Source organism: Rhizobium sp. KNZ14-9A (genome assembly GCF_056755015.1).
Window position 1 is genome coordinate 1,543,663 of the sequence record NZ_JBPGXB010000002.1, and the last position, 13,060, is coordinate 1,556,722.

Here is a 13,060-nt window from a genome sequence, read left to right on the forward strand (position 1 = left end):
CTCACTCCTGGGGGACGGCCTTGGGTTTGCCGTCTTCGTCGAGCGCCACCATGATGAAGGTGCCGGCGGTGACCTTTTCCTGCTGATTGTAGCGCGAGCGGTGCGCCCAGGCTTCCACGCGCAGCGTGATCGAAGTGCGCCCGACCCGCTCCACCTCGGTATAGATGGACAGCGTATCGCCGATCTTGACCGGCAGTTCGAAGGCCATTTCTTTCACCGCCGCGGTGACCACGCGGCCCCTGGCGCGCTCGGCGGCACGGATGCCGCTGGCAAGGTCCATCTGTGCCATGACCCAGCCGCCGAAGATGTCGCCAGCAGGATTGGCGTCCCCGGGCATGGCGAGCGTACGTAGCGTCAGTTCGCCTGTCGGCTTGGCGGCATCGGTCATCAGGGGCTCTCCGTTTGGCCGGTGATTCATCTGGAATCACCCTAATGCAAAGGCTAGCCGGTGGGAAAGGGCGCAAAAACACAGGTTTGCGCTGCGCCTGTAAAAAATATCAGGCGGCTGCAGAAGAATCTCAACCGTTAAAATTCGGTTCGAATTCAAATGCTTGATCTTGCAGCGAGGCTGCGCCCGATTGCCTCACGTTGCGTTATTTAATCACATTCTAATCAAGTTTTACCGTCCGGTAAGCGGCTCATATCAGTATCTGATGATTGTCACACATGAGAGCTGCCGGAACCCCATGCGCAACATCAGGATTTCAACCCGCCTCTACAGCCTCGTCGCCTTCGCGCTTGCCGTGCTGGCCGCAACGATGATCTTCTTCCTCAACTATTCCTATCGGGAGCTGGAGGCCGAGCGCAAAGCCGGCCTGGCGCAGATGGATGCGACGGCGCTTGCCATCTTCGACAAATATTACAAGCTGGAGCAGGCGGGCACGATGACCCGCGAGCAGGCGCAGACGGCTGCCAAGGAAGTGATCGCTTCCATGCGCTATGGCGGCGGCACCGGCTATTTCTGGATCAATGACATGCATCCGACGATGGTGATGCATCCGGTCAAGCCTGAGCTCAACGGCACGGACCTGTCGCAGAACAAGGATCCGAACGGCAAGTTCCTGTTCGTTGAATTCGTCAATACGGTGAAGGCGAGCGGGCAGGGTTTCGTGGATTACTACTGGCCGAAGCCGGGCGCCGACCAGCCGGTACTGAAATACTCGCATGTGGCGGGCTTTGCGCCCTGGGGCTGGATCGTTGGCACCGGCGTCTATTCGGATGACCTTGCAGCGCTCTATCGCCAGAACGCGATCTGGACGGCCGTGGTCGGTCTCATCGGCGCGCTCGTTACCCTTGCCATCGCCTATGCGATCGTGCGCAGCGTGACGGCGCCGGTTGCGCGCCTGAAGGCTGCGATGAATGCGATTGCTAATGAGGATGCCTCGGTCGATATCACGGATGCCGACCGGCGCGACGAGATCGGCCAGATGGCGAAATCGCTGATCGTGCTGCGCGACTCCGTTGCCGAGCGCGCCGAACTGCGCGTTCGCGAAGACGAGCGCCAACGGGAGATCGAAAGCGAACGGCGCGGCAACGAGGCGAGCCTGCGCTCGTCCTCCGAACGCCAGACGGCGGCGATGCACGCGCTCGGCGCCGGCCTGGAGCGGCTTGCGGCCGGCGATCTGACGGTCGCGATCGACGATCTCGGCCATGATTATGCGAAGCTCCGCTCCGATTTCAACGCGGCGGTAGATGCGCTCAACGGCGTCATCCATGCGATCGCGGAATCCAGCCATATCGTCAATGACAGCGCCCGGGACATCAGCGATGCGACCGGCAATCTTTCCAAGCGCACTGAGCAGCAGGCCGCAGCGCTCGAGGAAACCGCCGCAGCGCTCGACGAAATTACCGCGACGGTCCGTACTGCCTCCGAGCGTGCCAACGAGGCCCGCACCATGGTGGCGGAGACGAAGACGAGTGCCGGCAAATCCGGCGAGATCGTTCGCAATGCCGTCTCGGCCATGAGCCGCATCGAGGATAGTTCGAGCCGCATCAACCAGATCATCGGCGTGATCGACGAGATCGCCTTCCAGACCAATCTGCTGGCGCTCAACGCCGGCGTGGAAGCAGCGCGTGCGGGCGAAGCCGGCCGCGGCTTTGCAGTCGTCGCGCAGGAGGTGCGCGAGCTTGCCCAGCGTTCGGCCAATGCGGCCAAGGAGATCAAGACGCTGATTTCAAGCTCGGCAGCCGAAGTCGAAGGTGGCGTGGCGCTGGTGCGCTCCACGGGCGATGCGCTGGTCGAGATCGAGGCGCTGGTCAACCGCGTCAACGCCCATGTCGACTCGATTGCGACGGCTGCCCGCGAACAGGCAACCGGGCTGCATGAGATCAACACCTCGGTCAACCACATGGACCAGATGACCCAGCAGAACGCCGCGATGGTCGAGGAAACGACGGCCGCCAGCCAGACGCTGGCGGAGGAAAGCCAGCAGCTGCGGGCGCTGTTGTCGAAATTCCGCCTGCGCGACCAGACGGGGCAGGGTGCGCGATACGGCCGGGCTGCTTGATAGGCCGGTGACGATCTGACGAGAAAGGGCCGTGGCATCGCTGCCTCGGCCCTTTGTTTTTCCTCGGAAGACAGATCAGGCCTGGCACCAGGCGTCAGCCAATACCGTGTTGCTTCAGGAGCGCCTGCTCGTCGCCCGAAACCCAGCCGAAGACTTTCGCTTCTCCATCCAGAACCTGCACGAGGTAATGGACATCGAAGTCGATTTTCGTGTCCGGCTGGTTCTTGCGGGCGTAAGTCGCCCTCCAGGCGACATGCGCCACACAGTGGCTCTCATCGATTGGCGAGAGACGGACATGCCGAAGCATCATCTCCTTCGTGCCGATGGAGCGATAGTGCTCATAGCCCTGTATCATCATCCGCTTGAACTCTTCGTCATTCTTGCCGGACATGACCCCGGCAGGCGAGGCGGCGATGACATCTGAGGCATAGAGGGAGGCGACCTCGTCCATATCGGCTTTGCCGGCGAGAGCCTGCCGGAAAAGGCGTTCATAGCGCTCGAACAGTTTGCTTACCGCTGCTTCCATCGGCTACTTTCCAGAGTAAGGACCGGGCTCATGGTGCAGTAGTTATGGTGCTGGCTTGAGATGCCAATAGGTCCGAAAGCAAAGACGAGCGTTTGCCGGATCGCCAGAGCTCAATCGGTAATCAGCTGCGACGCTATAGCCGGGTCGGCGTGCCCTGGTGGAAGAGCATCTGCCATCGCCGTCCATCGTGTTTCCAGATGGAGCTGCGCAGCACATGCCGCTCCGATCCATCCGCTTGTCGGCGCCAGGTACGATAGGTCAGCAGGGCAGCATCGGCCGAAATCTGCGTCAAGGCATAGTCGTCGGAATGCAGTTCGTCGTTGTCGGCGCTGTCGTCTTCCTGCAGCAGAAGCCCGATCATAACGTCGCGGCGATAAATCGTTCCCGACGCGCCGAATTCGCCAAAGCGATCTGCCAGCAAGTCTTCCAGAGCTTCGCGGGAGCGACGTATCTCCGGCCGATGCAGGGCTTCTTCAAGCGTGCGGAGATCTTCTATGCGGATCTCGGGTGGGGTCATAGGGGTCTGTGCCTCTCGAAGTTTGCCGGAAAGCTAGAGCAGGCCGGCTCATGGCAACAGCTCTTATGTGCTGGGATACGTTTTAATCCTGCGGTGTGGAGATACCTCTCTAACGAGTGCGAACGCTCGCGATCAGTCAATCTCCACACGTAAAGCTTTCATTCACCGTTTTTAATTAAATTTGAATCGAGGTTTTCCGATCACAGGCCGCATGCGGAAGCGATAAGTATGGCGTTTCTTTCCCTTCTCCGGCGTACTGCCCTGCCAATCCTGCTTTCCACGGCGTTGACGACCTGTTCCATCAGCGATGGGCTTGTGCCGCCTGAGAATGTCGATAGCAGCACGCGTGTCAGCTCCATTTCGCCGGTGCGGGGCGGGGCCATGCGCATGGCTCCGGTCCAGAGCCAGCAACCCTATCCCGTCGCCAGCGCGCCCCTCGGCAATACGCAGGGGCAGATCGATTATCTCGATACGCCAAACCTTGCCGAAACGGGCCGGCAAATGCGCGCGCCGGGACAGCAATCGGCGCCTATGGCCGTGCCGCAGCGGGGGCAGCGACGCTTGCCTATGATCGATAGCGATGAAGCCTTGGCGCAACAAAGTCAGCAACAGGCATCCAACGGCAACTGGGGCGGCGTGCAGCCGCTCGCCGTTCCCCAGGGCGGCGTCAACATGGATGAGGAGCTCGGCGCAGGGCCGGGCAATCAGCCGGTCGTCGGCCTGGCGCAAGAGCAACAGCAGCAGATCGCCGAGGGCAATGCCACCGAACCTGTTGTCGACGGCATCGGCACGGAAAATCCCACGCAGATCAATCAGCGGAACATGCCGCAACCGGTCGCGGCTGCGCAGATGAGCCGCGCGCCGGTACGTGTCGCTCGGGGCAATGGTGCCCAGACCTGGAGCGACGGCAGCCCAGTTCTGGCGCCGACGCGCGTGCCCGAGGAGGATGAGCCGGAAGAGGTCGCCATGCTGCGGCCGAACAACCCCATGATGAGCGAGCCGGCAGCGCCCATCGATCCCGGCGCCATGCCGGCCTCGGAACTCTCCTGCCGGCGCGAGCTGAAACGCATGGGGGTGATCTTCGAGGATCGCCCGCCGATCTCCAACGGGCCGGCCTGCCAGGTGCCATACCCGGTGTCGCTGAAGGGCCTCTCCGGCAATATCGGCGTCAAGCCGGCGGTGATCCTGAATTGCCAGGTGACACTCGCCTTCGCCAAATGGGTGAAGAACGAGCTCGCACCATCGGCCCGCTTCCGTTACTGGACCGGCATTCAGACAATCGAGCCGCTCGGCGGCTATTCCTGCCGGCGCATGAACAACAGCCGCCAGAGATACAATCCGATTTCGGAACATGCGAAGGGCAATGCCATCGATGTCGGCAAGTTCGTGCTGAAGAACGGCCACAAGATCGATGTGCGCAAGAAGGGGCTGTTCTCCTTCCGCGAAGGGCGCCTATTGAAGGCCGTGCGCAGCGACAGTTGCAATTATTTCACGACGGTACTTGGCCCGGGCTATAATCCCGAACACTGGAACCATTTCCACTTCGATCTCATGTCGCGCAGGGGCGGACGGGCCGTGTGCAAGTAGGCGGAGATTACTGGAAGATCTGCGTCACTGCGATGGTCCCGACGATGGCGGCGTTGAAGCTGTCCATCTTTTCGGTCGGTATCCGGTATTCGAGATGCGCCCGGCCGCCGGCTTCCCCGATGCCTTATGGCATCTTCGTGGTGGCGATCGTTTGCGGTCCCCGCGACATCGAAAATTGGCTCGACTGACAACAAGCCCTTCGAAATTGAAGCGCTCGCTCAAGCCCCTTGCAGACGGCGGTGCAAGCGGTCAGATTGCGGACATAGCTTAAGCAATATTATCGAAGTTGCGCTCTCATGACCGGCATTTTCCTCCTGCTCATCGGCTTTCCCGGTACCGGCAAGCTCACCATCGCCAAGCGGCTGAGCCCGCTCATTTCGGCAAAAATCATCGACAATCACTGGGTCAACAATCCGGTCCTCGGGGTTCTCGATCACGATCTGACAAAGCCGCTGCCAGAGGCTATCTGGGAGCAGACGGGCAGAGTGCGGCAGGCGGTGCTGGATACGATCGTCGCTTTCAGCACACCGTCAGCCAATTTCATCTTCACCCATGCCGGCATTCAGGGCGATGAGCGCAGCCACCGAACCTTCCGGCAGATTGCCGAAGCTGCCGAAGGGCGGGGTTCATTGCTGGTGCCAGTGCGATTGCTTTGCGAGGCGGAGGAGTTGGCGCGGCGGGTGGCGATACCGGAGCGGCGAGAGCGGCTGAAATCGGTCAATGCCGAGGCCTCGCTGGAGCGCAGCCGGACGCTGCAGGTACTCGATCCCGAGCATGCGAATACGCTCAACCTGGATGTTACCTCGCTCTCAGCAGAGGAGGGTGCGGATGCCATTCATCTGCACGTGCAGGATCTCCTGAGTTTGCTGTGCGGCTGAAAATGCGAGGCCCGAGGCTTCGGCAAGTGCTCAATGTCAGGTCCGGAAGGCCCGGCTGGAAACCTGGATCGAGTTCTGACACGGGTCCTTTGCATTGGCGTAGACATAGCCGTCCGCCTTGTGGATCGGCCCGAATGTCAGGCCGTTGCCGGCGCATTCGGCACAGAAGGATTCGACGTTCTCCACATCGAAGACCAGTTTGACGGTGGACTGGCCTCGGCGCTGCCCCTTGGCGGCCTGATGCAGCATGATATTGGCGCCGCCATCCTGCGCGACCAGTTCGACAATGCGGTCGCCGGTCAGCCGCATGGGCTTGAAGCCGAAATGTGTCTCGTAGAATGCGGCGGTTTCCTCGACATCGCCGGCGTAGATCACCAATCGGTTCAATGGCAAGACAGCCTCCAGTGACGTCATGTTCGATGCGCCTGCATCGGCACTCGCGGTGGAGTTTGCCATGGGCCGTCCTGCCGGAAAAGATCGCTTTTGCCTGGTCTGCCGCAGGCCGGCCAGATATTTGCGCAGAAGACCATTGCCGCGGTGCGCAGGTAGGGTCACTCAGCCTGATGGTTTCGACCTTCCCATCCGTTCCCCAGCCTGGAATTGTGGAGCCGATTGACTTGCTCCCGCGAATGATTAAGCTTTGAGACGTAGCAATCCACCATCCGCGCGCGAATGCCAGCGGAGGGTGTGAGTTGCTGGGCGACCTTGAGGAGGATGAGGTTTGCCGTGGATTACCGTGTTGTTCTGCTGATCGGTGCATCCGTGATTGCCCTTTCCCCTGGCCATGCCGGGGCGCAGGAGGGTGATGCAACCGCGGGTGCCGTTGTTTTCAAGAAATGCGCGACCTGTCATATCGTCGATTCCGATACGAACAAGGTTGGCCCGTCGCTGAACAAGTTGTTCGGCCGACAGGCCGGAACACATCCCAATTTCGCCTACTCGACCGGAATGAAGGCGGCCGGTGAGGGCGGTCTCGTCTGGGACGAGACGACGCTGCGCGACTACCTGCACAATCCGAAAGGAAAGGTGAAGGGCACGAAGATGGCCTTCGTCGGCGTGAAGGACGACCAGGAGATCACCAATCTCATCGCCTATCTCAAGCAATATTCCCAGTGACGGACCATACTCCAAATGTCGGGTAGCAGCCGGCCGGCACATGCCTAAATTGCCGTATTTGTAGATATTTTCCATCTGTGCGATAATAAATACGGACTTTTGCGGAATGCGGTTTCACGGTCAACCTGCTCAGGGAGGAGCGGAAATGGCTGTCGTGCTGATCCTCGTCCTTGTTGTCGTCGGCTCCGTGCTGTTCCATGTGCTGAGCCCGTGGTGGTGGACGCCGATTGCGTCCAACTGGAGCTATATCGACAGCACGCTCGTCATCACCTTCTGGATTACCGGCGTCGTCTTCGTGGCGGTGATTTCCTTCATGGCCTATTGCGTGTTCCGCTTCCGGCACAGGCCGGGGAACCGGGCGCATTACGAGCCCGAGAACCGCAGGCTGGAAGTTTTGCTCGCCTCGGGAACGGCGGTCGGCGTCGCCGCCATGCTGGCGCCCGGCCTCATCGTGTGGAAACAGTTCATCACGGTGCCCCCAGATGCCGCATCGGTGGAGGTCGTCAGCCAGCAATGGCTGTGGAGCTTCCGCCTGCCGGGCGCTGACGGAAAGCTCGGCCGCGCCGAGACGCGCGATGTCACCGCCGAAAATCCACTCGGCCTCGACAAGAACGACGCAAGCGGCCTCGACGACGTCATCATCGAGGGCGGCGAGCTGCACCTGCCGATCGACAAGCCGGTGCACATATTGCTGCGCTCCGTCGATGTGCTCCACGATTTCTACGTGCCGGAATTCCGCGCCAAGATGGACATGATCCCCGGCATGGTCACCTATTTCTGGCTTACGCCGACACGGACGGGAACCTTCGAAATTCTCTGTGCCGAACTTTGCGGCGTCGGCCATCCGCAGATGCGCGGGACCGTCGTGGTCGACAACGCCGCAGACTATCAGACCTGGCTCGATCAGCAGCAGACATTCACCCAGCTTACGGCATCATCGGGAGAGCCACCGCCGGCAAACTAAACCGACGAAGAGGGTCGGAGGCCGCATCGGGGAAGGAAAGGGAAGAGAGATCATGGTCGAGATTCCATCCGGCAGCATCCCCTCCGCCGAAGTCGAGGATGTCGAGCTTTATCATCCGCACAGCTGGTGGACCAAATATGTGTTCAGCCAGGATGCGAAGATCATCGCCGTGCAATATTCGATCACCGCCATCTCGATCGGCCTAGTGGCGCTGGTGCTCTCCTGGCTGATGCGGATTCAGCTCGCCTTTCCCGGCGCTCTCTCCTTTATCGATGCCGATCATTACTACCAGTTCATCACCATGCACGGCATGATCATGGTGATCTATCTCCTGACCGCGCTCTTCCTCGGCGGTTTTGGCAACTATCTCATTCCGCTGATGGTCGGCGCGCGCGACATGGTCTTCCCCTACGCGAACATGCTGAGCTACTGGATCTATCTGCTTGCAGTGCTGATCCTGGTCGCGGGCTTTTTTGCCCCCGGCGGCCCGACAGGGGCCGGCTGGACGCTTTATCCGCCGCAATCGGTTCTGTCAGGCACGCCGGGCGGCAACGACTGGGGCATCCTCCTGATGCTGATCTCCCTGATCGTCTTCATCATCGGCTTCACCATGGGCGGCCTGAACTATGTGGTGACGGTGCTGCAGGGCCGGGCGCGCGGCATGACGCTGATGCGGATGCCGCTCACCGTCTGGGGCATCTTCACTGCCACAGTGATGGCGCTGCTCGCCTTTCCCGCGCTCTTCGTCGCCTGCGTCATGATGCTGTTTGACCGCCTGCTCGGCACCAGCTTCTTCATGCCCGCCATCGTCGAGATGGGCACGCAGCTCCAGCATGGCGGCGGCAGCCCGATCCTGTTCCAGCACCTGTTCTGGTTCTTCGGCCATCCTGAGGTCTATATCGTGGCGCTGCCTGCCTTCGGCATCGTTTCGGACCTGATCAGCACGCATGCGCGCAAGAACATCTTCGGCTACCGCATGATGGTGTGGGCGATCGTCATCATCGGCGCGCTGAGTTTCGTCGTCTGGGCGCACCATATGTATGTCAGCGGCATGAACCCGGCCTTCGGCTTCTTCTTCGCCACCACGACGCTGATCATCGCTGTGCCCACGGCGATCAAGGTCTATAACTGGGTGCTGACGCTGTGGCGCGGTGATATCCACCTGACGCTGCCGATGCTCTTTGCGCTCGCCTTCATCGTCACTTTCGTCAATGGCGGCCTGACGGGCCTGTTCCTCGGCAACGTCGTCGTCGACGTGCCGCTGTCGGATACGATGTTCGTCGTCGCGCATTTCCACATGGTCATGGGGGTCGCGCCGATCCTCGTCATCTTCGGGGCGATCTATCACTGGTATCCCAAGGTGACGGGACGCATGCTGGACGAGACGCTCGGCCAGATCCACTTCTGGATCACCTTCCTCGGCACCTATGCCATCTTCTTTCCGATGCATTATCTCGGCCTGCTCGGCGTGCCGCGCCGCTATTTCGAGATGGGAGAGACGGCTTTCGTTCCGCCTTCGGCGCATACGCTGAACATATTCATCACCATCATGGCGCTGATCGTCGGGGCGGCACAGATCGTCTTCCTGTTCAATCTGGCCTGGAGCCTTTTCCGGGGCAGGCAGGCAGGCGGCAATCCATGGCGGGCAACGACGCTTGAATGGCAGACGCCGCAGACGCCGCCCGCGCATGGCAACTGGGGCAAGGATCTGCCTGTCGTCTATCGCTGGGCCTATGACTACAGTGTGCCTGGGGCGGCCGAGGATTTCATCCCGCAGAATGTGCCGGCGAGCGGCGGCGTCACACGGGAGGTTCCCGCATGAATGTGATGCTGATCTTCCTGGCCGCAATCGGCGCCATCATCATCTGGTGGCTGGCCGGGCAGCGGCTGACCTCAAAGCCCTGGCTCGAAACCGGCTCGGTGCAACTGCCGGATCGTCATGGCGTCGACCGGCCGCCGGTGCCGGCGGTGAAGATCGGCCTCTTCGTGTTTCTCGGCGTCGTCGGCGCGATTTTCAGCCTTGCCGTCAGCGCCTATTTCATGCGCATGGCATCGGCCGACTGGTGGGGGATGCCGGTTCCGCGCCTGCTCTGGGTGAACACCGCAGCACTCGCCTTGAGCAGTGCCGCGCTGCAATGGGCCAAGCGTGAAGCGCGGCACAGTCGCATGGAAAGCCTGCGGCCGGCGCTTGTGACAGGCCTTGCGCTTGCCGTCTTCTTTCTCGTCGGGCAGATCCAGGCATGGCGGGAACTGACGGCCGCCGGTTATGTGCTTGCCGACAATCCCGCCAACAGCTTCTTCTACATGCTGACCGGCTTGCACGGGTTGCATATTCTGGGCGGGCTTGCCGTGCTCGCGCACACGACGGTCAGGGCATTTTCCGCCGACGTTCAGCCGGAGAGGCTGCGGCTCAGCGTCGACCTCTCGGCCATCTATTCGCATTTCATGCTCGCCGTCTGGCTCCTGCTCTTCGCGCTTTTTGCCGGCTGGGCGAATGATTTCGTCGATCTCTGCCGCACATTACTGAACTAGGAGATTTGCAGATGGCACATCCTGTCCAGACACATGGCGAGCCCGGCCTCGGGCCGGCAGGTCTTCGCGGTGTCGCGGCCGATTTCAGCTCGGATCAGCGCGCCTTCAAGACCGCCTCCTGGGGCAAGGCGATGATGTGGATCTTTCTGCTCAGCGACACTTTCGTCTTCGGCTGCTTCCTGATCGCCTACATGACCGCCCGCATGTCGACGCCGGTCCCGTGGCCCAATCCGAGCGAGGTCTTTGCGCTGCATATCGGCGGCCAGGACGTTCCGCTGATCCTGATCGCGATCATGACCTTCGTGCTGATCTCGAGCAGCGGCACCATGGCGATGGCGGTCAATTTCGGCTATCGCCGCGACCGCCGCACGACCGCGATCCTGATGCTGCTGACGGCGGTTCTGGGCGCATGCTTCGTCGGCATGCAAGCTTTCGAATGGACGAAGCTTATCACCGAAGGCGTGCGCCCCTGGGAAAACCCATGGGGAGCGGCACAGTTCGGCTCGACCTTCTTCATGATCACGGGCTTTCACGGCACGCACGTGACGATCGGCGTCATCTTCCTCCTCATCGTCGCCCGCAAGGTCTGGCGCGGCGATTTCGACGTGGAACGGCGCGGCTTCTTCACCAGCCGCAAAGGCCGCTACGAGGCCGTCGAGATCATGGGCCTCTACTGGCACTTCGTCGACCTTGTCTGGGTCTTCATCTTCGCATTTTTCTATCTGTGGTGAGGTCGTCATGAGCGAGACAACGGCGCATGCACAAGTCCAAACGGCGCATGCACAGGCGCATACCGGGCAGCAGCACCCGATCCGGCTCTATCTCCTCGTCTGGGGCCTGCTCTTCGTGCTCAGCGCGGCCTCCTACATGGTCGATTATCTCGGCGTCCAGAGCTATCTCCGATGGACGCTGATCCTGCTGTTCATGATGCTGAAAGCCGGCCTCATCGTCGCCGTCTTCATGCACATGGCCTGGGAGCGGCTGGCGCTGGTCTACGCCATCCTGCTGCCGCCGCTGCTGGTGCTGGTTTTCGTGGCACTCATGGTATCGGAAGCGGACTATACGATCTTCACCCGGCTCGCCTTTTTTGGCGCCGGGCCGTAGAAGACGCGGGGTCCGAACTGCTGTCCTGACAGCGATGGCGAAATGCATTTGTTTTTCCTTTCAACGCGACTTCAGCGTCGCTTGCAGGCCCTGAACCGGGGCATCAAGACAGGCTCCCAGGAAAATTTTTGCGTGCTGTATTTTGTGTGGAACTCTCTGCCTCTCTGTGCGTTTGGCAGCATCTTTATGGAGCGATCGGGAGGAGATCATGCAACCGAAGATCGGAATGGATGCGCCTGCGGACCGCTGGATTGGTGCTGTTGAGCTTGCGATCGTGCAGAAGGCATTCGACAAGCTTTGCGCGGAGCGCGGCTGGTCACGCGACTGCGCAGAGGCGCGCGAACTCGCTCGTATAACAATCGACCTTTACCGGCAGGGTGCTGACAGCGAATACAAGTTGCACACCATGCTGTCAGGCTCCGATTTCAAGACACCGGCCCTGTGAGGGGGCCATGAGCAATGTCGTAACATTCCCGCGCCGGAACCTCCGACCGCAGCGGCCATCCTATGTCGGTTCGGCAAGGCAGGTGGAGGGGAGGATCGCCATTCTGGAGACGATCGCGAAGATCACCGTTCGCGACAGCGCCTTCACGCCTTATGAACAGGCGGCCCTGCTGGCGAAGCTGAGGACCGCCATGCGGGCGGAATGCGTTGCGCACAAGCTGTCGCCGGAAGAGCAGTTCGAAACGATGCGCTATGCCGAGCGGCTGCTCGACGATATCCTCGAGAGCGTCAACGACTGAAGCAGCCTTCACGCCTTCTTGTTCCGCTGCACCCTTCCGAGCGCCACGCCGCACTTGTACAGCGCCATCCGCTCATGCGAACATCCGGCCATGCTGATCCGACCTGCCAGAGCGGAAGACCGCAGCGCCATATGGACGATCCTGGAGCCTGTCATCCGGGAGGGTGAAACCTATACGCTCGACCGCGACATGAGCGAGGCCGATGCACTGGCCTACTGGCTCGGCCCCGACAAGGAAACATTCGTCGCCGATGACGGCGGCAGCATCATCGGCACCTATTATATCAAGGCCAATCAGGCGGGCGGCGGCAATCACGTCTGCAATTGCGGCTATATGACCGCGCCGGAGGCGGCAGGCCGTGGTGTGGCGCGCATCATGCACCAGCACTCGCTTGCCCATGCACGCCAGCGGGGCTTCCGCGCCATGCAGTTCAATTTCGTCGTCAGCTCCAACGAGCGGGCCGTGCGGCTGTGGCAGTCGCTCGATTTTCAGGTGGTCGGCCGGCTTCCGGGGGCGTTTCGGCATCCCACACTTGGGTTTGTCGATGCGCTTGTCATGTACAGGGAGCTTTGAGGGCGGGAGCCCT

Annotated in this window: 16 protein-coding genes; 12 read left to right on the top strand and 4 right to left on the bottom strand. The window is 61.0% G+C overall.

All coding sequences use genetic code 11. The annotated features are described in order from the left end of the window. Position 1: 1 nt before the first annotated feature. A complete protein-coding gene (locus ACR9ZQ_RS14045; protein ID WP_310387934.1) occupies positions 2-388 on the bottom strand; it encodes an acyl-CoA thioesterase in 387 nt (128 codons plus the stop codon). Positions 389-686: 298 nt separating this feature from the next. On the opposite strand from ACR9ZQ_RS14045, the gene ACR9ZQ_RS14050 reads away from it, so the two are divergent. Continuing rightward, positions 687-2,507 carry a methyl-accepting chemotaxis protein gene (locus ACR9ZQ_RS14050; protein WP_310387932.1) on the top strand — a complete coding sequence of 607 codons (1,821 nt, stop codon included), beginning with the start codon at positions 687-689 and terminating at the stop codon, positions 2,505-2,507. A 94-nt stretch (positions 2,508-2,601) separates the two neighbouring features. On the opposite strand, the gene ACR9ZQ_RS14055 is transcribed toward ACR9ZQ_RS14050, so the two are convergent. Further along, on the bottom strand, positions 2,602-3,033 hold the full coding sequence (locus ACR9ZQ_RS14055) for a nuclear transport factor 2 family protein (protein WP_310387931.1): 432 nt from the start codon (positions 3,031-3,033) through the stop codon (positions 2,602-2,604). A gap of 133 nt (positions 3,034-3,166) precedes the next feature. Continuing rightward, positions 3,167-3,550, bottom strand: a complete 384-nt coding sequence (locus ACR9ZQ_RS14060) for a nuclear transport factor 2 family protein (RefSeq protein WP_310387929.1) — start codon at positions 3,548-3,550, stop codon at positions 3,167-3,169. A 228-nt stretch (positions 3,551-3,778) separates the two neighbouring features. On the opposite strand from ACR9ZQ_RS14060, the gene ACR9ZQ_RS14065 reads away from it, so the two are divergent. Together ACR9ZQ_RS14065 and ACR9ZQ_RS14070 are read left to right on the top strand one after the other, a co-directional pair. After that, complete coding sequence (locus tag ACR9ZQ_RS14065; protein ID WP_310387927.1) at positions 3,779-5,137, top strand: extensin-like domain-containing protein; 1,359 nt, start codon at positions 3,779-3,781, stop codon at positions 5,135-5,137. Between the two features lie 296 nt (positions 5,138-5,433). Then, positions 5,434-6,015 carry a DEAD/DEAH box helicase family protein gene (locus ACR9ZQ_RS14070; RefSeq protein ID WP_310387926.1) on the top strand — a complete coding sequence of 194 codons (582 nt, stop codon included), beginning with the start codon at positions 5,434-5,436 and terminating at the stop codon, positions 6,013-6,015. Positions 6,016-6,051: 36 nt separating this feature from the next. On the opposite strand, the gene ACR9ZQ_RS14075 is transcribed toward ACR9ZQ_RS14070, so the two are convergent. Next, complete coding sequence (locus tag ACR9ZQ_RS14075) at positions 6,052-6,408, bottom strand: VOC family protein (protein ID WP_310388023.1); 357 nt, start codon at positions 6,406-6,408, stop codon at positions 6,052-6,054. 333 nt (positions 6,409-6,741) lie between these two features. Here ACR9ZQ_RS14075 and ACR9ZQ_RS14080 point away from each other — a divergent pair, with 333 nt between their 5' ends. From ACR9ZQ_RS14080 to ACR9ZQ_RS14120, 9 genes are all read left to right on the top strand, one after another. Next, positions 6,742-7,131 (top strand): c-type cytochrome, encoded by a 390-nt coding sequence (locus ACR9ZQ_RS14080; RefSeq protein WP_310387924.1) that lies wholly within the window; start codon positions 6,742-6,744, stop codon positions 7,129-7,131. A 145-nt stretch (positions 7,132-7,276) separates the two neighbouring features. Continuing rightward, positions 7,277-8,095: a cytochrome c oxidase subunit II gene (locus tag ACR9ZQ_RS14085; protein WP_310387922.1), complete on the top strand. Its 819-nt coding sequence runs from the start codon at positions 7,277-7,279 to the stop codon at positions 8,093-8,095. 52 nt (positions 8,096-8,147) lie between these two features. After that, positions 8,148-9,917 (top strand): cytochrome c oxidase subunit I, encoded by a 1,770-nt coding sequence (gene ctaD, locus ACR9ZQ_RS14090; protein ID WP_481428108.1) that lies wholly within the window; start codon positions 8,148-8,150, stop codon positions 9,915-9,917. Further along, on the top strand, positions 9,914-10,627 hold the full coding sequence (locus ACR9ZQ_RS14095; protein WP_481428109.1) for a cytochrome c oxidase subunit 3: 714 nt from the start codon (positions 9,914-9,916) through the stop codon (positions 10,625-10,627). The genes ctaD and ACR9ZQ_RS14095 overlap by 4 nt, the downstream gene beginning before the upstream one ends. A gap of 11 nt (positions 10,628-10,638) precedes the next feature. Further along, entirely contained in the window at positions 10,639-11,358 is a 720-nt protein-coding gene (locus ACR9ZQ_RS14100) for a heme-copper oxidase subunit III family protein (RefSeq protein WP_481428110.1), read from the top strand. A 7-nt stretch (positions 11,359-11,365) separates the two neighbouring features. Further along, positions 11,366-11,731, top strand: a complete 366-nt coding sequence (locus ACR9ZQ_RS14105; RefSeq protein WP_481428111.1) for a cytochrome C oxidase subunit IV family protein — start codon at positions 11,366-11,368, stop codon at positions 11,729-11,731. Between the two features lie 208 nt (positions 11,732-11,939). Next, entirely contained in the window at positions 11,940-12,176 is a 237-nt protein-coding gene (locus ACR9ZQ_RS14110; protein ID WP_007816439.1) for a hypothetical protein, read from the top strand. 7 nt (positions 12,177-12,183) lie between these two features. Next, positions 12,184-12,474 (top strand): hypothetical protein, encoded by a 291-nt coding sequence (locus ACR9ZQ_RS14115; RefSeq protein WP_310387913.1) that lies wholly within the window; start codon positions 12,184-12,186, stop codon positions 12,472-12,474. A 90-nt stretch (positions 12,475-12,564) separates the two neighbouring features. Continuing rightward, a complete protein-coding gene (locus ACR9ZQ_RS14120) occupies positions 12,565-13,047 on the top strand; it encodes an N-acetyltransferase family protein (protein ID WP_481428112.1) in 483 nt (160 codons plus the stop codon). Positions 13,048-13,060 lie beyond the last annotated feature (13 nt).